Annotated in this window: 20 protein-coding genes, 2 tRNA genes and 1 riboswitch; of the genes, 6 read left to right on the top strand and 16 right to left on the bottom strand. The window is 70.1% G+C overall.

Annotated features, from left to right (window positions below):
• Window positions 1–45 precede the first annotated feature (45 nt).
• From ACFWGZ_RS26330 to ACFWGZ_RS26320, 3 genes are read left to right on the top strand one after another with little or no spacing between them, the layout of a single operon-like run.
• On the top strand, window positions 46–237 hold the full coding sequence (locus ACFWGZ_RS26330; RefSeq protein ID WP_382454245.1) for a hypothetical protein: 192 nt from the start codon (window positions 46–48) through the stop codon (window positions 235–237).
• A gap of 59 nt (window positions 238–296) precedes the next feature.
• Window positions 297–2,576, top strand: coding sequence for an RNA degradosome polyphosphate kinase (locus tag ACFWGZ_RS26325; protein WP_382454244.1), 2,280 nt, complete (start codon window positions 297–299; stop codon window positions 2,574–2,576).
• Window positions 2,576–3,493, top strand: coding sequence for an NUDIX domain-containing protein (locus ACFWGZ_RS26320; RefSeq protein WP_382454247.1), 918 nt, complete (start codon window positions 2,576–2,578; stop codon window positions 3,491–3,493). The genes ACFWGZ_RS26325 and ACFWGZ_RS26320 overlap by 1 nt, the downstream gene beginning before the upstream one ends.
• Window positions 3,494–3,813: 320 nt before the next feature.
• Here ACFWGZ_RS26320 and ACFWGZ_RS26315 read toward each other — a convergent pair whose 3' ends face one another.
• From ACFWGZ_RS26315 to leuC, 3 genes are all read right to left on the bottom strand, one after another.
• The gene (locus ACFWGZ_RS26315) at window positions 3,814–4,509 is read right to left on the bottom strand and encodes an HU family DNA-binding protein (protein WP_382454243.1); all 696 of its coding nucleotides are present in this window, start codon (window positions 4,507–4,509) and stop codon (window positions 3,814–3,816) included.
• Between the two features lie 185 nt (window positions 4,510–4,694).
• Window positions 4,695–5,297 (bottom strand): 3-isopropylmalate dehydratase small subunit, encoded by a 603-nt coding sequence (gene leuD, locus ACFWGZ_RS26310; protein ID WP_382454242.1) that lies wholly within the window; start codon window positions 5,295–5,297, stop codon window positions 4,695–4,697.
• A gap of 2 nt (window positions 5,298–5,299) precedes the next feature.
• Entirely contained in the window at window positions 5,300–6,706 is a 1,407-nt protein-coding gene (gene leuC, locus ACFWGZ_RS26305; RefSeq protein WP_382454241.1) for a 3-isopropylmalate dehydratase large subunit, read from the bottom strand.
• Window positions 6,707–6,779: 73 nt separating this feature from the next.
• On the opposite strand from leuC, the gene ACFWGZ_RS26300 reads away from it, so the two are divergent.
• Entirely contained in the window at window positions 6,780–7,481 is a 702-nt protein-coding gene (locus tag ACFWGZ_RS26300) for an IclR family transcriptional regulator (RefSeq protein WP_176929766.1), read from the top strand.
• 311 nt (window positions 7,482–7,792) lie between these two features.
• Here the strand turns inward: ACFWGZ_RS26300 and ACFWGZ_RS26295 are convergent.
• The 3 genes from ACFWGZ_RS26295 to ACFWGZ_RS26285 all read right to left on the bottom strand — a co-directional run bounded on the left by ACFWGZ_RS26295 (window position 7,793) and on the right by ACFWGZ_RS26285 (window position 8,890).
• Window positions 7,793–7,865, bottom strand: a tRNA-Glu gene (locus ACFWGZ_RS26295).
• Between the two features lie 98 nt (window positions 7,866–7,963).
• Window positions 7,964–8,035: transfer RNA gene (locus ACFWGZ_RS26290), tRNA-Gln, on the bottom strand.
• A 171-nt stretch (window positions 8,036–8,206) separates the two neighbouring features.
• Window positions 8,207–8,890 carry an HAD family hydrolase gene (locus ACFWGZ_RS26285; RefSeq protein ID WP_382454246.1) on the bottom strand — a complete coding sequence of 228 codons (684 nt, stop codon included), beginning with the start codon at window positions 8,888–8,890 and terminating at the stop codon, window positions 8,207–8,209.
• Window positions 8,891–9,338: 448 nt separating this feature from the next.
• Between ACFWGZ_RS26285 and ACFWGZ_RS26280 the strand changes: the two genes are divergently transcribed.
• Window positions 9,339–10,595: an FAD-dependent oxidoreductase gene (locus ACFWGZ_RS26280; RefSeq protein WP_382454240.1), complete on the top strand. Its 1,257-nt coding sequence runs from the start codon at window positions 9,339–9,341 to the stop codon at window positions 10,593–10,595.
• Here ACFWGZ_RS26280 and ACFWGZ_RS26275 read toward each other — a convergent pair.
• The 10 genes from ACFWGZ_RS26275 to ACFWGZ_RS26230 all read right to left on the bottom strand — a co-directional run bounded on the left by ACFWGZ_RS26275 (window position 10,585) and on the right by ACFWGZ_RS26230 (window position 19,738).
• Window positions 10,585–11,244, bottom strand: a complete 660-nt coding sequence (locus ACFWGZ_RS26275) for a LuxR C-terminal-related transcriptional regulator (protein ID WP_382454239.1) — start codon at window positions 11,242–11,244, stop codon at window positions 10,585–10,587. The two genes, ACFWGZ_RS26280 and ACFWGZ_RS26275, sit on opposite strands and share 11 nt — an antisense overlap.
• Before the next feature lie 67 nt (window positions 11,245–11,311).
• Window positions 11,312–12,070, bottom strand: a complete 759-nt coding sequence (locus tag ACFWGZ_RS26270) for a fumarylacetoacetate hydrolase family protein (RefSeq protein WP_382454238.1) — start codon at window positions 12,068–12,070, stop codon at window positions 11,312–11,314.
• Window positions 12,071–12,080: 10 nt separating this feature from the next.
• Window positions 12,081–13,667: a citramalate synthase gene (gene cimA, locus ACFWGZ_RS26265; RefSeq protein WP_382454237.1), complete on the bottom strand. Its 1,587-nt coding sequence runs from the start codon at window positions 13,665–13,667 to the stop codon at window positions 12,081–12,083.
• Between the two features lie 457 nt (window positions 13,668–14,124).
• Window positions 14,125–15,105, bottom strand: a complete 981-nt coding sequence (locus ACFWGZ_RS26260; protein ID WP_382454236.1) for an ABC transporter substrate-binding protein — start codon at window positions 15,103–15,105, stop codon at window positions 14,125–14,127.
• Window positions 15,102–15,842, bottom strand: coding sequence for an ABC transporter ATP-binding protein (locus ACFWGZ_RS26255; protein ID WP_382454235.1), 741 nt, complete (start codon window positions 15,840–15,842; stop codon window positions 15,102–15,104). The genes ACFWGZ_RS26260 and ACFWGZ_RS26255 overlap by 4 nt, the downstream gene beginning before the upstream one ends.
• On the bottom strand, window positions 15,842–16,864 hold the full coding sequence (locus ACFWGZ_RS26250) for a FecCD family ABC transporter permease (RefSeq protein ID WP_382454234.1): 1,023 nt from the start codon (window positions 16,862–16,864) through the stop codon (window positions 15,842–15,844). The genes ACFWGZ_RS26255 and ACFWGZ_RS26250 overlap by 1 nt, the downstream gene beginning before the upstream one ends.
• A gap of 35 nt (window positions 16,865–16,899) precedes the next feature.
• A riboswitch (cobalamin riboswitch) is annotated at window positions 16,900–17,029 on the bottom strand.
• Complete coding sequence (locus tag ACFWGZ_RS26245; protein WP_382454233.1) at window positions 17,028–17,543, bottom strand: hypothetical protein; 516 nt, start codon at window positions 17,541–17,543, stop codon at window positions 17,028–17,030. It overlaps the preceding riboswitch by 2 nt.
• Window positions 17,544–17,565: 22 nt before the next feature.
• Window positions 17,566–18,924 carry a putative T7SS-secreted protein gene (locus tag ACFWGZ_RS26240; protein WP_382454232.1) on the bottom strand — a complete coding sequence of 453 codons (1,359 nt, stop codon included), beginning with the start codon at window positions 18,922–18,924 and terminating at the stop codon, window positions 17,566–17,568.
• Window positions 18,921–19,361 carry a hypothetical protein gene (locus ACFWGZ_RS26235; RefSeq protein WP_382454231.1) on the bottom strand — a complete coding sequence of 147 codons (441 nt, stop codon included), beginning with the start codon at window positions 19,359–19,361 and terminating at the stop codon, window positions 18,921–18,923. Before ACFWGZ_RS26235 ends, ACFWGZ_RS26240 begins: the two co-directional genes overlap by 4 nt.
• Window positions 19,358–19,738 (bottom strand): hypothetical protein, encoded by a 381-nt coding sequence (locus tag ACFWGZ_RS26230; protein WP_382454230.1) that lies wholly within the window; start codon window positions 19,736–19,738, stop codon window positions 19,358–19,360. Before ACFWGZ_RS26230 ends, ACFWGZ_RS26235 begins: the two co-directional genes overlap by 4 nt.
• Window positions 19,739–19,950: 212 nt before the next feature.
• Between ACFWGZ_RS26230 and ACFWGZ_RS26225 the strand changes: the two genes are divergently transcribed.
• Window positions 19,951–20,370, top strand: a complete 420-nt coding sequence (locus tag ACFWGZ_RS26225) for a YciI family protein (RefSeq protein WP_382454229.1) — start codon at window positions 19,951–19,953, stop codon at window positions 20,368–20,370.
• Window positions 20,371–20,457: the final 87 nt, after the last annotated feature.

Genomic DNA, 20,457 nt, shown 5'->3' with positions numbered 1-20,457 from the left:
GAACGGATTCGGTGCCGTTCACCCCGGCCAGTAGGGTGCTGCTCCATGCAGGCGACGGTGTCCACGTTCCACGGCGACGGTTCCGCCGTCGTCCTGCGAGATGACGGCGTTCTGCTCGACGTGAGCGCCGAAGCCGTCACAGCGGGTGGCTGGCGGATGCTGCGTCCGGGCCAGCGGGTGACCCTCGAACGTAGTCCCGACGGAGTCGTCACCACCGTGCGCCTGCCTGTTCTGTGACGAGGAGTTCACCAGACGGTCGTCCTGGTTGAAGGCGCTCACGCCGATCGTGCGTAACAATGCAGGGCGTGAGCACGGAAAACTCTGACGGCAAGGCGAAACCGACCCGACGCCGCACGCCGCGCGCGAAAGCGGAGCCGGCGACCCCGCGCAAGCAGCCCCGCGCGGCCACCCGGCGGGTTTCCACGACGCGGGCGAAGGTCGAGAGGGGTGCCGAAGCCGCCGCTCCGCTGCGCGGTGTGCCCTCCGCACCGCCCGCGGTGACGACGAGTCCGCTGCCCACCGACCTGCCGGACGACCGGTACTTCAACCGGGAACTGTCCTGGTTGGACTTCAACGCCCGCGTGCTCGCGCTCGCCGAGGACTCCTCGCAGCCGCTGCTCGAGCGCGCGAAGTTCCTCGCGATCTTCGCGTCGAACCTCGACGAGTTCTACATGGTCAGGGTCGCGGGCCTGAAACGGCGCGCGGAGACCGGCCTCACGGTGCGCAGCGCGGACGGGCTCACGCCGCTCGAGCAGCTGCAGGCGATCTTCAAGCGCTCGCAGGAGCTCGTGGAGCAGCACGCCCGCGCGTTCCTCGACCACATCCGGCCCGGTCTGGAGGAGCACCGGATCAGCATCGTGACGTGGGGCGACCTCACGGACTACGACCGGCTGCGGCTCTCCAACTACTTCAGCGAGCAGGTGTTCCCGGTCCTGACGCCGCTCGCCGTCGACCCGGCCCACCCGTTCCCCTACATCTCCGGGCTGTCGCTCAACCTCGCGGTGACCGTGCGGGACCCCGAGGGCGGCGGCGAGCGCTTCGCGCGGGTGAAGGTGCCGGACAACGTGCCGCGGCTCGTGCGCGTCGAGGCGGACCGGTCATCGTCCTCCGCGACCTTCCTGCCGCTCGAGGAGCTCATCGCCGCGCACCTGGGCGAGCTGTTCGCGGGCATGGAGGTCATCGAGTGCCACGCGTTCCGCGTCACGCGCAACGCCGACCTCGAGGTCGAGGAGGACCGCGACGAGGACCTGTTGCAGGCGCTGGAACGGGAGCTCGCGCGGCGCCGGTTCGGTCCGCCGGTGCGCCTGGAGGTCGCCGACGACATGACCGAGCACATGCTCGAACTGTTGTTGCGGGAGATGGACGTCGACCCGCACGACGTCGTGACCGTGCCCGGCCTGCTCGACCTGTCGTGCCTGTGGCAGCTCTACGGCATCGACCGCAAGACTTTGAAGGACCCGGCGTTCGTGCCGGCGACGCACCCGGCGTTCGGTGAGCGTGAGACGCCGAAGAGCGTGTTCGCGACGCTGCGCGAGGGCGACGTCCTCGTGCACCACCCGTACGACTCGTTCTCCACGTCGGTGCAGCGCTTCATCGAGCAGGCCGCCGCCGACCCGTACGTGCTCGCGATCAAGCAGACCCTGTACCGGACCTCCGGCGACTCGCCCATCGTGGACGCGCTGATCGACGCGGCCGAGGCGGGCAAGCAGGTCGTGGCGCTGGTGGAGATCAAGGCGCGGTTCGACGAGCAGGCGAACATCAAGTGGGCCCGGACGCTGGAGAAGGCGGGCGTGCACGTCGTCTACGGCCTGGTGGGCCTGAAGACGCACTGCAAGACCTCGCTCGTGGTGCGCCAGGAGGGCTCGACGATCCGGCGCTACTGCCACATCGGCACCGGCAACTACAACCCGAAGACGGCGCGTCTGTACGAGGACGTCGGCATCCTCACCGCGGAGCCGACGATCGGCGCGGACCTCACGGACCTGTTCAACGTGCTGACCGGCTACGCGCGCCAGGACGAGTACCGCTCGCTGCTGGTCGCGCCCTACGGCGTCCGCAAGGGAATCGTCGAACGCATCGACCAGGAGATCGAACGCGCCCAGGCCGGTGAGGCGTCCGGTGTGCAGATCAAGGTGAACTCGCTCGTGGACGAGCAGGTCATCGACGCGCTGTACCGCGCGTCGCAGGCCGGGGTGCCCGTCGACGTGGTGGTGCGCGGCATCTGCGGCCTCAAGCCCGGCATCAAGGGACTGTCCGAGAACATCCGGGTGCGCTCGATCCTCGGCCGGTTCCTGGAGCACTCGCGGATCTTCCGGTTCGTGGCGAGCGACGAGTTCTGGATCGGCAGCGCGGACATGATGCACCGCAACCTGGACCGCCGCGTCGAGGTCGCCGTGCGCGTGACGGACCCGCGCCTGACCAGGCAGCTGGGCGACGTCTTCGAGTCCGCGCTCGACCCGCACACGCGCTGCTGGGTGCTGCGGTCCGACGGAGAATGGGAAGCCTCGCCGTCCGACGGCTCGTCGGTGCGCGACCATCAGATGGACCTTCTGCACAAGCACGGAGCTCTTGGGTGATCAAAGCTGCTGGGGCGGTGCTCTGGCGCGATGCCGGCGGTGACGTCGAAGTCGCGGTCGTGCACCGCCAGCGTTATGACGACTGGTCCCTGCCGAAGGGCAAACTCGATCCCGGGGAGACGATTCCCGCCTGCGCGGTGCGCGAGGTGGAAGAGGAAACGGGCTTCGCCTGCGTTCTCGGCCGCCACTTGCGGCAGGTGTCGTACTCGGTGAAAGGCACGTCCAAAACGGTCGACTACTACTCCGCGCAGGCCGTGTCCGGAACTTTCGCCGCCAATGACGAGGTGGACGAACTGCGGTGGCTGCCGGTCGCCGAGGCGGCCCGGCTGCTGACCTACGAACCGGACCGCGAGGTGCTCGCGGAGTTCGACCGCCTGCCCGCCGACCTGCTGCTCGTGCTGCTGGTGCGGCACGCGAAGGCCGGCAAGCGGTCCGAGTGGAACGGCGACGACGACCTGCGTCCCCTCTCGGGCGCCGGCTGGCGGCAGGCCGAGGCACTGCGCTCGCTGCTGCCGCTGTGGGCACCGACGCGCGTCCACGCGGCTCCCAGGGTGCGCTGCGCGGACACCGTGCGGGGTGTCGCGGAGGACCTGTCGGTGGACGTGACCGAGGAGCACCGGCTGTCGGAGGAGGGCTACTGGCCCGACCCGGACGCGGGTCTCGTGCGCCTGCTGGAGGTGGCGGCGCTGGAGGGCCGTGCCGCGGTCTGCTCGCAGGGCGGCGTGATCCCCGCGGTGGTGCGGGCGCTGGCGGAGCTGGGCGGGCTGCGGCTCGACGAGTTCCCCAGCAAGAAGGGCAGCACGTGGGTGCTCGCCTTCGCCAGGCCGTTCGGCGCCTGGTCCACTTCGGACTCGCCTTCGCGCTGGCCAACCCTGGTGTCGGCGCACTACCTGGCCTCGGCGCTCCCCCGTCCGTAAGGCCTCTTCGACCGCCGTCTTCACGCTCCCGCAGAAAGTTCGCCCTAGGCAACGATTCGGGCCGCGAAGGCGGCGGTTTCGCTTGTGCCGGGCACGCTCTCAGGCCTGCGGGCGTTATTTCTATTGGCGGAACTGAGGTCTGGGTGAGGGCTCATCCATGCGATGGATCGCGAGTTCGACAAGAGGCGAACGAGCCGCCGTCTGCGGAGCAGCGGCCAAAAAACACAGCGGCAGAAAACACGAAGGCCCCGGTGTGCGCACACCGGGGCCTTTCGCGTGTGTAGCGGAAGTGGCGCAGCCTCCCTGCCGGGAGGCCCGTCTCACTTCTTCTTGGCAGCCGCCTTGCGAGCCGCGGGCGCCTTGGCGGCGGCCGTGGTCTTCGCGGCGGGCTTCGCCGCAGCCGTCGTCTTGGCGGCGGCCGTGGTCTTGGCGGCAGCGGTCTTGCGAGCCGCGGGCGCCTTGGCAGCCGTCGTCTTGGCCGCGGCGGTGGTGGTCTTGGCCGCAGCGGTCTTCGTGGCGGTCGCCTTCGCGGGCGCCTTGGCAGCAGCGGGCTTCGCGGCGGCCGTGGTGGTGCGACGGGTCGTGGGCGCCGTGGTGGCGGCCGCGGCCGTGCGCGTGCGAGTGGCGGTCGCGCGGGTGGTGGCCGCCTTGGTGGCGGGCGCCTTCGTCGCGGCCGCGGGCTTCGCGGCGGCGGCGGCCGGCTTCGCAGCGGCCTTGGCCGCAACGGCCTTCGGCAGCTTCTTCGCACCGCTGATGACGTCCTTGAACGTCGAGCCGGGGCGGAACGCGGGCACGTTGGTCTTCTTGACCTTCACGGTCTCGCCCGTGCGCGGGTTGCGCGCGGTGCGAGCCGCACGGGCACGCTTCTCGAAGACGCCGAAGCCCGTGATGTTGACCTTCTCGCCCTTGTTGACGCTCCGCACGATGACATCGACGATGCCGTCAACAGCAGCACCCGCGGTCTTCTTGTCTCCCAGGCGCTCGGCGAGCGCCTCGATGAGCTGGGCCTTGTTCACCTTCAGTCCCTCCCAGGACGCTCACGGCCCTAGCGTCGGGCCGACTAGAACGCAACGGTAGGCCCAAATCGCGAGAAATACCAATCGCCACGCCAAAATTTTCGTTGTGGCGTGGCTAATTGCGCCCCTTCGAGGGACTCAGGGCGCCGGATTCGCCCCTCTCAAGGGGAGAATCCGGCCCCCTCTCAGACCGCCGGAAGCGGATCCGTTGTGGGCAGCCAAGTCTGGCGATTGCCCTCGAAATCGCTGATCTCGGCCTCGTGGCGCAGTGTCAAAGCGATGTCGTCGAGGCCTTCGAGAAGGCGCCAGCGGGTGTAGTCGTCGATCTCGAAGGGGGCTACCAAGTCCTTGGCGCGAACCGTCTTGTCGGAGAGGTCGACGGTGACCGCCGTTCCGGGCTCGGACTCCAGCAGCTTCCACAGCAACTCGACATCGGACTGGCTGCACTGCGCCGCCACGAGCCCCTGCTTGCCGGCGTTCCCCCGGAAGATGTCCGCGAAACGCGACGAGACGACGACCCGGAAGCCGTAGTCCATCAACGCCCAGACGGCGTGTTCCCGAGAGGACCCGGTGCCGAAGTCGGGGCCCGCGACGAGCACCGAGCCGGCGGCGAAGGGCTCCTGGTTGAGGATGAAGTGCTCGTCACCGCGCCAGGCGGCGAAGAGCCCGTCCTCGAACCCGCTGCGGGTCACGCGCTTGAGGTAGACGGCGGGGATGATCTGGTCGGTGTCCACGTTGGACCTGCGCAGCGGCACGCCGACGCCCGTGTGGGTGGTGAAGGCATCCATGGTCAGTTCTCCAGGTCTGCGGGGGCGGAGAGGGTGCCGCGCACGGCCGTCGCGGCGGCGACGAGCGGGGAGACGAGGTGCGTCCGGCCGCCCTTGCCCTGCCTGCCCTCGAAGTTGCGGTTCGACGTCGAGGCGCTGCGCTCACCGGGGGCGAGCTGATCCGGGTTCATGCCAAGGCACATCGAGCAGCCGGCCTGCCGCCACTCGGCTCCCGCGTCGAGGAAGACCTTGTCCAGGCCCTCTTCCTCGGCCTGCCTGCGCACCCGCATCGAACCGGGGACGACCAGCATCCGTACTCCTGAAGCGACGTGCTTGCCCTTGATGACGTCCGCGGCGGCCCGCAGGTCCTCGATGCGGCCGTTCGTGCAGGAACCGAGGAACACCGTGTCCACGCGGATGTCGCGCAGCGGCGTGCCGGGCTCCAGGCCCATGTACGTCAGCGCCTTCTCGGCGGCCACGCGCTCGTTCTCGTCCCCGATCTGCCCGGGGTCGGGAACGGCCGCGCCCAGGGGCAGGCCCTGGCCGGGGTTGGTGCCCCACGTGACGAAGGGGGTGAGCTCGTCCGCGTCGATGCGCACTTCGGCGTCGAACTCCGCGTCGTCGTCGGTGCGCAGCGTCTTCCAGTAGGAGACGGCCGCGTCCCAGTCCGCGCCGGACGGTGCGTGCGGGCGGCCCTTGATGTAGTCGAAAGTCACGTCGTCCGGTGCGATCATCCCGGCGCGCGCGCCGGCTTCGATCGACATGTTGCACACGGTCATGCGCGCTTCCATCGACAGGTTCTCGATAGCCGCACCGCGGTACTCGAGCACGTAGCCCTGCCCGCCGCCGGTGCCGATCTTCGCGATGACCGCGAGGATGATGTCCTTCGCCGTGACGCCGGGCTTGAGGGCGCCGTCGACGGTGATCGCCATCGTCTTGAACGGGCGCAGCGGCAACGTCTGCGTCGCCATCACGTGTTCGACCTCGGACGTGCCGATGCCGAACGCCAGCGCGCCGAACGCGCCGTGCGTGGACGTGTGGCTGTCGCCGCAGACGACGGTCATGCCGGGCTGCGTGAGACCGAGCTGCGGGCCCACCACGTGGACGATGCCCTGCTCCAGGTCACCCATCGGGTGCAGCCGCACGCCGAACTCCGCGCAGTTGCGGCGAAGCGTCTCGACCTGCAGGCGCGACACGGGGTCCGCGATCGGCTTGTCGATGTCGACCGTCGGGACGTTGTGGTCCTCGGTGGCGATCGTCAGGCCGGGCCTGCGCAACCCGCGGTTCGCGAGGCGCAGTCCGTCGAACGCCTGGGGGCTGGTGACTTCGTGGAGCAGATGGAGGTCGATGTAGAGCAGGTCCGGCTCCGCACCACTTCCGTGGCGCACAACGTGTGCCTCCCACACCTTCTCCGCGAGCGTGCGGCTCATCGCGACATCTCCCACATGATGGACGTGCCGACAGATCTGGACTTCTCACTGTCTGGGAAGTTAGTATCGGCTTGTGGGACAGCATAGCGGGATCGGCGTGCTGGACAAGGCAGTGGCCGTGTTGAACGCCGTGGCAAAAGATCCGTGCGGCCTGGCCGAGTTGTGCAATCGCACCGGCCTGCCCCGAGCGACCGCGCACCGCCTCGCCGTGGGCCTGGAGGTGCACCGCCTGCTGCGCCGGGGCTCCGACGGCCGCTGGCGGCCGGGTGCGGCACTGGCCGAGCTGGCGGGCGGCGCGACAGACCCGCTGCTGGACGCGGCGTCCTCGGTGTTGCCGCGCCTGCGCGACATCACCGGCGAGAGCGTGCAGCTCTACCGCCGCGACGGCATGCAAAGGGTCTGCGTCTCCTCGGCGGAACCCCCCTCGGGCCTGAGGGACACCGTGCCCATCGGCGCGAGGCTCCCGATGACCGCGGGCTCCGGCGCCAAGGTCCTGGCCGCCTGGTCCGATCCGGGAACGCAGAGGGCGGTCCTGGCGGACGCCGTCTACGGCGAACGAACCCTGCTGGAAGTCCGCCGCAGGGGCTGGGCCCAATCCGTGGCAGAGCGAGAACCGGGCGTGGCGAGCGTGAGCGCCCCGGTCAGAGACTCGGCGGGCGCCGTGGTGGCCGCGGTCTCGGTGAGCGGCCCGATCGACCGCATGGGCCGTCGCCCAGGGGCCCGCTGGGCGGCAGACCTGCTCGCAGCAGCAGAGGCCCTGCAAAGCCGCCTTTGAACACCGCACAACAACAGCCGCTCCTTCACGAGAAGGGGCGGCTGTTCGCATTAAAAGAGACCCGGGACGTGGTGACACCAATCACGCCAACAATGGATGAAGCGAAGCGAGCCGAATCAGCCCGGCGAAGCGGAGCGAGTCGAGTCACATCGGATGAGCGAAGCGAAGTCCCTCAGCGCGCAATGGCATCAAGGCTTCGGGTGGCCGAGGGGCGAAGCCCCGCCGGCTGGGGGTCCGGAGGCTCAGCCACCAGAGGACACGACGAAAGAGGCCTGTCAGCGATTTCCGCTGACAGGCCTCTTTCACTTCTGTAGCCCCGAAGGGATTCGAACCCTCGCTACCGCCTTGAGAGGGCGGCGTCCTAGGCCGCTAGACGACGGGGCCCTAGAATTTCTTGCTGGAGTGAACCTTATCAGATCGCTCTGTCCGGTCCAAATCCGGCTATTCAGTTCGTTTTTTTGCTTGTCTTACCGGTCTTGCAGCTGGGGTACCAGGACTCGAACCTAGACTAACTGAACCAGAATCAGTCGTGCTGCCAATTACACCATACCCCATTGGCTTTCACGATCGACTTGGTTCTCCTGGGAGTTCCGAGCCCCTCGTTGCTGCCGTGAGAAATACTAGACCACGCCCCCACCAGAAGTGAAATCGGCCCCCACCTAACGCCAAACGCGCAGGTGGGGGCCGGTCTCGAGGTCGATCGCAGGCACGATCAGAGGGTCGCCTCAGGCGGTGGCGGCGGACAGCTCGCAGACGAGGAGCTCCGGCAGTTCCGCGAGCGACGCGATCGAGGACAGTCCCGCGGGCAGCGTGCCGCCGGTCGGACCCGTCCGGTTGATCCAGATGCCGTGCATCCCGGCATCACGCGCGCCGATCGCGTCGGCGTGCAGGCGGTCTCCCACGTGGACGGTGTCGCCCGGCGGGACGCCGAGGGCGAGGCAGGCCGTGTGGAAGATCACGCGGTCCGGCTTGGCGCAGCCGACCTCGCCGGCGATCAGGACCGCGTCGAAGTACTCGGAGAGGCCGAGCTGCGCGATCTTCATGCGCTGGTGCCGGCCGGAGGCGTTGCTGATCGCCGCGATCGGCAGTCCCGTGGCGCGCAACCAGTCGAGCGTCGGGATCGCGTCGGCGAACAGGCACCAGCTCGACGTCAGGACCTCCTGGCGGCCCAGTTCGCGGCGGGTGGCCTCGTCCAGCGTGAGCTCCTCGCCGAGAGCGGCGAAGAAGGCCTGCGTCCGGATGTTGCGCATCGACTCGTACGGCAGCTCGCCGGCGAGCTGGCGGGAGACGTGGTCGTCGGTGATCCGCTGCCACAACGACCAGGCGTCGGCGTTACCGACCATCGATGCCAACGCGGCGCGCGAAGAGGTGCTGTAGTCGACAAGTGTGTCGTCGACGTCCAGGCACACAGCGCGGATCTCGCCGGTTCTCTTACGCGTGAAAGTCGGGGACGCAGTTGTCACCCAGGAAGGTTAGGTGCGAGGGGGCCTCGTCCGATTCGGCTAACGAGGTGATTCCTCCAGGCGCTTGCACGATCAAGTCGACCTTGAGGCCCCGAACGAACCAGTCCCGCTCCCCCAGGCGCCGAATGCAATCGCCCGGACGAGTGTTGTTCGACGACACAACGCAGTCAGGCCGCTCCGGAGGTCGGGCGAGCGCGGCACTCTAGCTCGCGAAACATCGTTGTGCATCAACCGCAACCGTTTCGAGGCCTGGTATCCCAGACCGTCCACTGTGGATCATGATCGCCGCACGCGTGCGGCGCGGGAGCGGCACCACCCACGACTCCGCTTGACGGACAAGGCGATCAAGAGCATGCTGAGTTTATTCAACAGCGGTTGAAAAGAGGGGATCGACATGGAGAGGACGACCTGCCTGGTGGTCGGGGGCGGTCCGGCGGGGATGGTGCTGGGACTGCTGCTCGCCCGCGGTGGCGTCGAGGTCACCGTGCTGGAGAAGCACGCGGACTTCCTGCGCGACTTCCGCGGCGACACGGTGCACGCGTCGACGCTCACGCTGCTGGACGAGCTGGGGCTCGGACCGGCGTTCGAGCAGGTGCCGCACCAGAAGGTGGACAGGATCGAGGCGCTGCTCGAGGGTGGCGAGAAGGCGCCGCTCGCCGACCTGAGCCGGCTTCCCGGTGCGCACAAGCACATCGCGATGGTCCCGCAGTGGGACTTCCTGGACCTGCTCGCGGACGCCGGCCGGCTGGAGCCGTCGTTCTCGCTGCGGATGAACACCGAGGTCACCGGGATCACCAAGCGCGGCAACAGGGTCACGGGCGTGACCTACCGGGACCGCGTCGGCGGCGGCACCGGCGAGATCGCCGCCGACCTCGTGGTGGCGGCGGACGGGCGGAGCTCGATCCTGCGCGCCGCGGTGGAGCTGCCCGTGCACCGGTTCGGCGCTCCGATGGACGTGTGGTGGTTCCGCTTGCCGCGCAACGAGAGCGACGAGGTCCGGGGCGGCGCCGGCCGGTTCAGCGCGGGCAGCGCGCTGATCCTGATTCCACTCGGCGAGTACTTCCAGTGCGCGTTCCTGATCCGCAAGGGGACCGACCGGCAGCTGCGGGCCGAGGGCGTGGAGAAGTTCCGCGAGCGCGTCGTCACGCTGGTGCCGTGGCTCGCGGACCGCGTCGGCCACGTCGAGAGCCTCGACGACGCGAAGCTGCTCGACGTGAAGCTCGACCGGTTGCGGCGCTGGCACGTGAACGGGCTGCTGTGCATCGGTGACGCGGCGCACGCGATGTCGCCCATCGGCGGCGTCGGCATCAACCTCGCGGTGCAGGACGCGGTCGCGACGGCCAGGCTGCTCGCGAAGCCGTTGCGGGAGGGCACCCTGACCGGCGCCGCGCTCGCGAAGGTGCGCCGCCGCCGCCTGTTCCCGACCGCGGTGATCCAGACGGCGCAGCGGGTGATCCAGAACCTGTTCCTCAAGCGCGTCGTCGAGGGCGGCGCCACGATCTCGTCGAGCGGCGTCCCCGTCCCGCTGAGGCTCGCGCGGCGCTTCCCGCTGCTGCAGGCCGTCCCGGCCTACATGGTCGCCATCGGGCCGCGTCCGGAGCACGCGCCGGACTTCGCGCGCAGGGCCCCGCAGACCATCGTCAGGTCGTGACGAACGACTCGGACGACTCGCCGAGCACCATCGCCACGGCGTGGGCGCGGTCCCGCGCGCCCAGCTTGCGCAGGATCGCCTTCACGTGGGTCTTCACGGTGTCGTTGCTGATGAAGAGCCGCTGGGCGATCCGGGCGTTGTCCATGCCCTTCGCCATCTCGGCCAGCACGTCGAACTCGCGGGCCGACAGCTGGCCGAGCGACGCGGGCGGGGGCATCCGCGCAGGCAGGCGGGCGAGCGACCCCACCCGCGCGTCGATCGTGGCGGGAGCGCCCCGCACCGCGGCCGCGATGGTGGGCAGCAGCTCCGCCACGGGGGACGTCTTCAGCAGGTAGGCGACCGCGCCGGCGTCGAGGGCGGCGCGGGCCCAGCTCGGACTGTCCGCATTGGACAGCACGACGACGCGGGCGCTGGGCCGGAACTGCGCCGTGTCGCGCACGGTGCGCAACGGCCCACCGCCCGGCACGTCGAAGTCCGTGACGACCAGGTCCACCAATGTGCTGCGCAGACAGCGCGCAGCGTCGGCCACGGTGTGGGCGATCCCCACAACGCGGAAGCAGTGAGTGCGGTGCAGCGAGATCCGCAGCCCCTCGGTGATGAGCTGCGAACCGTCGACGAGCAGCACACGGGTGGACGCCAGGTCCGTCATGACACCGGGAAGTTACTAGCGGGTACCGTGCTGCGTAACCTTCCGGCCGCCGGATTGCTCCGTACGGCTACCTATTTGCGACCGGATTGGTGAGCGTTCCGAGGCCGTCCACCGTCACGGAGACCGTCTGTCCGGCCGTCATCGGGCCCACGCCGGCGGGCGTTCCGGTGAGGATGACGTCGCCGGGGAGCAGGGTCATGATCCCGGACACGTACTCGATGAGCGACGGAATGTCGTGCACCATCAAGGAAGTACGTCCGTCTTGCTTGACCTCGCCGTCGACCTCGGTGACGACGCGCACGTCGGACGGGTCGAACTCCGTCTCGATGAACGGACCCATCGGGCAAAACGTGTCAAATCCCTTGGCGCGGGTGAACTGCACGTCCTTCTTCTGCAGGTCGCGCGCGGTGACGTCGTTGGCGATGGTGTAGCCCATCACGACGCCCATCGCCTTGGCCCTGGGCACCTCGCGGCACGGCTGGCCGATGATGACCGCCAGCTCGCCCTCGAAGTCGACGCGTTCCGAGACGGCCGGGAGCTTGATCTCCACGTTCGGCCCGACCACCGAGGTGTTCGGCTTGAAGAAGAGCAGCGGCTCCGCGGGGACCTCGTTGCCGAGCTCGGCCGCGTGGTCCGCGTAGTTCCGGCCCACGCCGATGATCTTGGTCGGCAGGATCGGGGCGAGCAGCCGCACGTCGGCCAGCGGCCACTTGCGGCCGGTGAACGTGGGCGTGCCGAAGGGGTGTTCGGCGATCTCCGCGGCTTCCTCGCCCTGGACCTGGACGAAGGCAACGCCCTGCGGGTGGGCAATCCTGGCAATACGCACGGGTCCAACCTTAGACCGACGCGCGCATGGCCTTGTGGACGAGCGCGTCGCACAGCGCGAGCCAGCTCGCCTCGACGATGTTGCCGTGCACCCCGACCGTGGTCCAGCCGCGTTCCCCGTCGGTGGACTCGACCAGCACCCGCGTCACGGCGTCGGTTCCGGGGTGCTCGGTGAGGATGCGCACCTTGTAGTCGGCCAGTTCCACCGCGTCCAACCAGGACAGGTGCGGCAGCAACGCCTTGCGCAGGGCCGCGTCCAGTGCGTGCACGGGCCCGTTGCCCTCGGCGGTGGCGATGACCCGCTCCCCCGCCACGTGCACCTTGACCGTGGCCTCGGACACGATCTCGCCGTCGGAGCGGTGGTCCAGCACCACCCGGTAGGACTCGAGCGAGAACGGCGCGGTGTCCAGCTGGGACAGTTCGCGGCGCAGCAGCAGCTCCATCGAGGCGTCGGCGGCCTCGAACGACCACCCCTTCGCCTCCAGCTCCTTGACCCGCTGCAACGCGTTCCCGACCTCCTGTGACCGGCCGGCCAGGTCGAGCCCGAACTCACGTCCCTTGAGTTCGATGCTCGCCCGGCCGGCCATCTCGGTGACCAGCACCCGCATGTCGTTGCCGACGGTGTCCGGAACGATGTGGTTGTAGAGCTCCGGATCCACCTTGATCGCGCTCGCGTGCAGACCCGCCTTGTGGGCGAAGGCTGACGACCCGACGTACGCCTGGTGGGTGTCGGGTGCGATGTTCGCGATCTCGGCCAACGCATGGGAGACACGGGTGAGCTCGGCCAGCGCCCCGGTCGGGAGCACCTCCATGCCGAGTTTGGTCACGAGGTTTCCCACGACGGCGAACAGGTCCGCGTTGCCCGCTCGCTCGCCGTAACCGTTGGCGGTGCACTGCACGTGCGTCGCGCCCGCCTGGACGGCCGCGACGGTGTTCGCCACCGCGCAGGACGTGTCGTCCTGGCAGTGGATCCCGACTCGGAAGCCGGTCTTCGCGACGACCTCGGCCACCGTCCCGGCGAGCCCCAGCGGCAGCTGCCCGCCGTTGGTGTCGCACAGCACGACGACGTCGGCCCCACCCTCCACAGCGGACTCGAGCACCCGCAGGCTGGTGTCCGGCGAGAAGGCGTACCCGTCGAAGAAGTGCTCGGCGTCGAGGAAGACGCGCCGCCCGTGGTCCTTGAGGAACCGGACGGTGTCGCGCACCATCCGCAGGTTCTCGTCGGTGTCGGTCCGCAGCGCCCGCTCGATGTGGCGCAGGTCCGACTTGGCCACCAGCGTGACCACCGGCGCCTGCGAGTCGAGCAACGCCTTGACCTGCGGGTCGTCCTCGACCCTGACGCCGGCCTTGCGCGTGGCCCCGAACGCGACCAGCTTGGCGTGCTTGAGCTCCAGGTCACCGGCCGCCGCCCTGGCGAAGAACTCCGTGTCCTTGGGCAGCGCGCCGGGCCAGCCGCCCTCGATGAACCCGACGCCCAGCCCGTCCAGCAGTCGTGCGACGGAGAGCTTGTCCGTGACGGAGTAGGAGATGCCCTCGCGCTGGGCGCCGTCGCGCAGCGTCGTGTCGTAGACGTGGAACTCGTCGGTCGGGCCGGCCATCGAAGGTCCTCTCCTCACATCAGGGCAAACAAAAAGACCCCCCGCGGATGCGAGAGGTCTGCGCGTCGGGTGCCAGGGGCGGCAACTACCCGACGCGCTCGTCGATAATGATGGCGAGGTTCTGAGCCATGCCGGGGATGCTGCCACAGCTCGTGGCCGGGGACCAAGGGCCGGGAGCCAATCTCCCACTATCTGGTCACGAGCCGCGGTTCGGCCGGTGGGTCCTCTGTGGTGGACCGGCGGGGCTGTAGCGGGCCCGGGTCGAGGGCGAGGCCGGGGTGGGCGCGGACTGGGGCGGCGCAGGCCGGAGCGTGTGCCGGGGTGGGTGCGGGCTGGAGCGGCGCAGGCCGGAGCGCGTGCGATTGGGGCCTGACTTCGGGTGCGGGGTGCCCCCGAGGGGTAGCACCTCGCATTTCCGCAGAGGTGCACGACCACCCCGGCACCCGCCGGGAACCGCTCAGGACGAAGCCAGGAACTTCGCGAACGCCTCGATGGAAGCCGGATTCCGCGGCCCCTCCACCAAAGCGGCGTAGGGCAGCGAGAAGAACCGCTTGTTCTTCACCGCCGGAGCGTTGGCGAGAGGCGCGAAGCCCTCCAGGAACGCCTGCTTCTGCGCGGGCGTGTTCGACTCGCCGTCCGCGTAGTCCACGATCAGCACCACGTCGGGCGACCGCTGCACCACGGCCTCCCAGTTCACCGTGGTCCAGCTGTCGTTGAGGTCGCCGAAGACGTTGTCGCCGCCCGCCTTGCCGATGACGTCCTGCGGGGCCGCGTTCTTGCCGGAGGTGAAGGGCTGGTCCTGGCCGCTGTCGTAGAGGAACACCTTCGGCCGCGGCTTGCCGGCCGTGAGCCGGCCGGCCTCCTCGACCTGCCGCTGGTAGGAGCGCACGAGCTCCTCGGCGCGGTCGGAGACGCGGAAGATCGCGCCGAGGTTGCGCAGGTCCGTGTAGAGGGCGTCGAGGGCGGGCATGATGCCGCGCTGCTTGCCCACGCCGTTGCGGCAGGCCTCGGTGAGCTGGTAGGTGCCGATGCCCAGCTGCGCCAGCGCGTCCGGGGTGAAGCCGGTGCTCTCGCTGAAGCCGTAGTTCCAGCCCGCGAAGACCAGGTCGGCGCCCGCGCCCTGCACGACCTCCTTGGAGATCTTGTCGGCCAGGTGCTGCGCGCTGTCGAAGTCGGCCTTCCACGGGGAGGTCTGGAGGTCGACGGTGTTGCCGCTGTCGACGACGTAGCCCGCCATGCGGTCCTTGAGCCCCAGGGCGAACATCAGCTCGGTGATGCCGGTGTCGTTGGTGACCACTTTGGACGGCACCTTGTCGAAGGTGACCTGCTTGCCGCAGTTCGTGACGGTCACCGGGTCGGAGGCGGAGGTGTCCTGCGCGACGGTCGCGCCGCAGCCCGTCAGCAGGAGCAGGGACGCCAGGGCGAGCGCGGTTCTCAAGGGGTGACCTCCTGGTCGAACAGGAGCTGGGGAACTCCCGTGGTGGGGTGCGGCACGACGTGCGCCGTGACGTGGAAGACCTCGGCGACCAGCTCCGGCACGAGGACCTCGGCCGGGGTGCCGGAGGCGACCAGCCGGCCCTCGTCGAGCACGTGCAGGCGGTCGCAGTAGGACGCGGCGAGGTTCAGGTCGTGCAGCACCGTCAGCACCGTGACGCCCAGGCCGCGGGTCAGCGACAGCACGTCCAGCTGGTGGCGGATGTCGAGGTGGTTGGTCGGCTCGTCCAGCACCAGCACGCGGGGTTCCTGGGCGACGGCGCGGGCGATGAGCACGCGCTGGCGCTCGCCGCCGGAGAGCGTGAGGAAGCTGCGGGACGCGAGGTGGGCGACGTCCACTGTGGCCAGTGCCCTGGCGACCACGGCGCGGTCGTGCGCCGGGGACCGGTCGTGCGGGAGGCGGCCCATCTCCACCACCTCGGCGACGGTGAAGTCGAACTCGACCTGCGACTCCTGGGTCAGCGCGGAGAGCTCGCGGGCCAGGTCCGGTCGCTTGTGGACGTTCTGGCCGTCGATCAGCACGGCACCCGCGTCCGGCTTCAAGGCGCGGTAGACGCAGCGCAGCGTCGTGGACTTGCCGCTGCCGTTCGGGCCGACGATGCCGACCACCTCGTCGCAGGCGTGCAGGGTGATGTCCTCGATGATGCCGGTGACGGTCAGCTGCTCGACGTCGACGCGCATCAACGGCCTCCGAACACGTAGGTCCTGCGGCGCATCAGGAAGATGAAGCACGGCACGCCGATCGCGGCCGTGATGACGCCCAGCGGCAGTTCCTCCGGCGCGGCCAGCATGCGGGCGGCCACGTCGACCCAGACGAGGAACGAGGCCCCGGCGAGCGGTGCCAGCGGCAGCACGCGGCGGTGGTCCGCGCCGACGACCATCCGCGTCAGGTGCGGCAGCATCAGGCCGACGAAGCCGACGGCGCCGCTCACCGCGACCAGCACGCCGGTGATGCCCGCGGTCACGATGAACAGGTGCGTGCGGAACCGGGTCACGCCGACGCCGAGCGTGGTCGCGGTCTCGTCGCCCATCGCCAGCGCGTTGAGCTGCCGCGCCCTGGTCATCAGGTAGACGATCCCCGCGACCGTCACGACCAGGGCGATGGGCAGCGCCTGCCAGTTCGCCCCGCCGAGGCTGCCGAGCAACCAGAACATGGCGCTGCGGGCCGCCTCGCCGTGCGGGGCCTGGAACACCAGCAGCATCGCCACCGCCGAGAACCCGTACGCCAGCGCGGTCCCGGTCAGCACGAGCCGCAGCGGGGTGAGCCCGCGGCTCGTGCGCGCGGTGATGTAGACCAGCGCGGTGGCGCCGAGACCGGTCAGGAACGCGCCCGTGGACAGCGCGTAGACGCCGAACCCCTGCAGCACCCCGAGCGTGGCCACGGCGGTCGCGCCGACGCTCGCCCCCGAGGAGATGCCGAGCACGTACGGGTCCGCGAGCGCGTTGCGGACCATCGCCTGGATCGCCACGCCGACCGCGCTCAGACCAGCGCCCACGACCGCGGCGAGCAGCACGCGGGGCAGCCGGATGTCCCAGACGATGTGGTACTGCCCCGCGAGGTCGGCGGGGATCGTGCCCCCGGACAGGGCCGCCCACAGCAGCTCGAGGGTCAGTCCGAACGGGACGGGAACGGGACCGAGCGCGACGCCCGCGACGATGCTGACGGCGAGCACGCCGACGAGCGCGCTGATCTTGGCGATCACTGGGTCCCTTCCCGCAGTCCACGGCAGGAGTCGGAGGTGCTGTGCGTGCCGTGTGCGGGTGTTCGGGCTCGTCCTCTCCGAGGAGGACCTACCGTTGCGGGTCAGCGCCGGACTTCGACCGGTCTTCCCCCACACGCGACCTCTGCACTCTAACCCGAGGCGTTCACCCGTTCGTGCCGAAGGCCGGGTCGAGGCGGCTGAAGTACTCCGCGCAGTTCGCCAGCTGCTGCTCGGCCAGACCCCAGCTCGGGGTGTCCGCAGGTTCCAGCACCGCCAGCACGTCCACGGTCCGGGTCACCTTCTCGCCGGGCACGAGCACCTCGGCGCGGTCGCCGGGGAAGATCGACACCTGGTGCCCGACGTGCCACACGTCACGCCGGGCGCCCTGCACGAGCACCTTCCACAGCGGAGGCGGGAACTGCTCGAGGTCCTCCAGCTCGTTGCGGATCTTCCACAGGGCGTCGAAGACGGAGTCGCCGACGGCCGTCCTGCGGCCGAACGGGCCGTAGAGCGCCATCGTGACCTCCCGCATCGTCCGCGCCTGCCAGACGACCCGGCCGACCCACACCTGCTCGGTGCCGGAGGCGGGGTCCCTGCCGTGGAGCGGCACCTGCCGGGAGACGGGCGGGAACTCACCGCCGTGCGTCCACTCCGGCATCTCCTCCTGCTGGGGTTGCACAGGTCCACATCTCCTTCGCGGGTCAGGCGTGCTGGTCGAGGAGGTCGCGCATCATCTGCCGCTGGGCGGCCATGCGCTGCTGCACCGCGGCGCGTTCGGCGAACGGCAGCTGCGGCAGCGAGTCCTGCATCTCGGCCACGGACTGCCGGAGCTGGAAGTAGTGGCTCCTGTCCGGCTCCGGCAGGTGCTCGGGCTCGCGGACGCGCGGCTGCTCGTCCGGTCCGCGCTCCGGCTCCCGCGCGGGGGGCTCGGGTTCGCGGTCGGGCGGCGCAGGTTCGGAGTCGGGCGACGCGGGCTCGGAGTCGGGCGGCGTGGGCTCGCGGTCGGGCGGCGCGGGCTCGTCCGGCTTCTGCGGACCGAACGGCTCGTCGCCGTGCTGCGGCCGGTGGTCCGGCGTGTGCCCGGGCAGCTCGTAGTCCGGGCGGTGCCACGGCGGCAGGCCGTCGTCGGCGTGCTTCGCGGCCTGCTCGGTCGCCTCGCGCAGCACCGCCTTCTCGGTGGCGCCGAGCAACCCCGCGCCGTCGGTCGCGATGGCGATGGCGGCGTCGCCGGTCAGCCTGCCGAGCGCCGAGAACGGGTCCTTCTTCCACTCCTCGAAGTCGAGGACGCCCTTCACGGCCTCGGACGGGTGCGTGGCCAGGTGCACCATGCCGGACGCCTGCTCCACCAGGTGCGCGGCGTACTCGCCGGGGTGGGCGGCGTTGTACGGGTCGAACGGGTTGCCCGCCCGGACCGTCCTGAGCAGGGTGAGGCCCGACTCGGCGAGGCCGGAGTGGAACGACGACACCTGCGTGACGGTCTTCTCGAAGCTGTCCTCGATCGAGGCGGCGAACCTCGACAGGAACCCCGGCTCCTCGGGTGCCCTGTCCTTCGCCTTCGCGACGACCGCCGCGGTCTCGGCCGCGCCGGCCCGCACCGCCTTCCGCGCGTCGGCGAGCATCCGCCGCGCCGCCTCGCGCCTGGCCTCGCCGGGGTCGGCGAACGGCACGGGCACCGGGCCGTCCCCGGCGTCGTACCGCTCCTCGGCCGCCGCCGTCTCCGCCTCGGCCTCGTCGTGCAGCCGGATCGCCTCGGCGGCCTGGCGCTGGGCGCGCTCGACCACGCCGCGGTAGGTCGTCAGCGCCTCGACCACGGGCCCGAACGCCTCGGCCGCGTCGCGCCACTTCGCCCTCTCCCGGGAGAAGTACTGCTGGAACTTCTCCGCGGCGGCACCGGTCCAGTGGCCGACGTCCAACCCGGACAGACCGGAGTTCGCCTCCTGGCAGGCGCCCGCCAGCCTGCGCAGCCCGGTCGCGGTCTCGTCGAGGATCGCGACGTCGCCGGGCACGAGCTCCCGCGGGTCGCGGGTGCCGCCGAGCTCGCTGCGTCCGAAGAGGCTCATGGACGGCCACCCGCCGGCGTGGAGGAGGAACGGCCGGAAGGGGACGCGGCCGGTTCCCGCAGCAGGTCCTCCCACGACCTGTCCGCCGGGTCCGCCGTGGAGTTCGGGTCGCCGATCAGGAGCTGGAAGCCCTGCTTGAGCTTGTCCTCCGCCTCCTCGTAGACGCTGCGCGTGTCCGTCAGCGCCTCGACCATCGCCGTGCCCTCCTCCACGAGGTGGCGCACGCCCCACTTCCACCGGTCGAAGAACTCGTCCAGCGCATCGGCGAGCTCTTCGTCGCCGCACTCGTCCTCGTCGGGGCAGAGGAACCCGAGGCTGGTGGTGCTCGCCATCAGGAACCCGCCGTCGGGTGCGAACTCCTTGAGCAGCGCGACCGTGTCGTCGACGCCCTTGATCGTCTGCGCCATCGCGCCGAGGTCGACGCCGAACCCGGTCACGCGTCCACCGCCAGCGCGTCGGCGACGACGCCGCGCACCGGCGGCAGGGTCATCATGTGCTCGGTGCCGGTGTCGAACACCACCCCCGTGCGCCCGGGCAGCGCGGGCAGGTAGTGGTCGAGCAGCCGCTCGCCCGTGACGGCCAGGTAGTCGGCCGCCGGTTCCCCGCGCTGCGCGACGTGCTCCCGCAGCAGGTCCGGGCCGGAGAAGACGGCCAGCCAGTCGAGTCCTCCGAAGGTGATCACCGGCAACGACAGCGGGTCCTCCCGCCGCAGGTACACCGTGCTCGCCCGGAACGCCCTGACGAACGCCTCCGGGTCCCCCTCGCCACCGCGGTAGCGCCGCGCGTGGACGACTGCTTCGTTCTCGTCGTGCATCTCTCTCCTGTTCCACCAATCCCCCCAGATCGGCGGAACCGCACGTTACCGATCGATCACCGTCCGTGGCGGAACGACCCGCTGACCGAAGCTGGAGTCGCGCGGGAAAGATTCGGAGAAGTTTTCTGCGGGCCGTGTCGATCCCGCACCGGTCCCGTTCGACCTGGGGATGCTGGAGCCGCACGGCCCACCGAGCCACAGGGAGACACACCGTGAAGTACATGCTGATCATGCGCGCCACCGACGAGGGCTTCGCGAACATGGGCGAGATCGACTTCGACAAGATGCTGGACACCGTCGGAGCCTTCAACGAGGAGCTGATCCGCGCCGGTGTGCTGCTCGCCGCCGAGGGCCTGTCCGACCCGTCCGAGGGGATCGTCGTCGACTACTCCGCGGAGCCGCCGGTGGTCACGGACGGCCCGTACGGCGAGACCAAGGAGCTGTTCAACGGCTTCTACCTGCTCAACGTCTCGTCCAAGGAGGAGGCGGTCGAGTGGGCGAAGCGCATGCCGCTGACCGGGCCCGGCTTCAAGACCGAGATCCGCCGGGTGCCGACGATCGACGAGTTCCCGCAGGACAACGAGTGGATCCAGAAGGAGAAGGCGTGGCGGCAGGCCAACGGCCAGCTCTGAGCGCCTGGGAGAACGCCGAAGCCCCGGCCGGAGGATCCCGGCCGGGGCTTCGGTGCGGTCTGGCTCAGCCCGTGCGCACGTTCGACG

Origin of the sequence: Lentzea sp. NPDC060358, assembly GCF_042725365.1 — a bacterium.
Taxonomy (GTDB): domain Bacteria; phylum Actinomycetota; class Actinomycetes; order Mycobacteriales; family Pseudonocardiaceae; genus Lentzea.
This window is presented reverse-complemented; position numbering and strand designations above follow the sequence as displayed.

What these genes read in the sequence shown, in the direction of transcription:
- ACFWGZ_RS26330 (WP_382454245.1), top strand. Translation starts at nt 46, where the DNA reads ATGCAGGCGACGGTGTCCACGTTCCACGGCGACGGTTCCGCCGTCGTC.
- ACFWGZ_RS26325 (WP_382454244.1), top strand. Translation starts at nt 297, where the DNA reads ATGCAGGGCGTGAGCACGGAAAACTCTGACGGCAAGGCGAAACCGACC.
- leuD (WP_382454242.1), bottom strand. Translation starts at nt 5,297, where the DNA reads ATGGATGCCTTCACCACCCACACGGGCGTCGGCGTGCCGCTGCGCAGG.
- leuC (WP_382454241.1), bottom strand. Translation starts at nt 6,706, where the DNA reads ATGAGCCGCACGCTCGCGGAGAAGGTGTGGGAGGCACACGTTGTGCGC.
- ACFWGZ_RS26280 (WP_382454240.1), top strand. Translation starts at nt 9,339, where the DNA reads ATGGAGAGGACGACCTGCCTGGTGGTCGGGGGCGGTCCGGCGGGGATG.
- ACFWGZ_RS26275 (WP_382454239.1), bottom strand. Translation starts at nt 11,244, where the DNA reads ATGACGGACCTGGCGTCCACCCGTGTGCTGCTCGTCGACGGTTCGCAG.
- cimA (WP_382454237.1), bottom strand. Translation starts at nt 13,667, where the DNA reads ATGGCCGGCCCGACCGACGAGTTCCACGTCTACGACACGACGCTGCGC.
- ACFWGZ_RS26255 (WP_382454235.1), bottom strand. Translation starts at nt 15,842, where the DNA reads ATGCGCGTCGACGTCGAGCAGCTGACCGTCACCGGCATCATCGAGGAC.
- ACFWGZ_RS26240 (WP_382454232.1), bottom strand. Translation starts at nt 18,924, where the DNA reads ATGAGCCTCTTCGGACGCAGCGAGCTCGGCGGCACCCGCGACCCGCGG.
- ACFWGZ_RS26230 (WP_382454230.1), bottom strand. Translation starts at nt 19,738, where the DNA reads ATGCACGACGAGAACGAAGCAGTCGTCCACGCGCGGCGCTACCGCGGT.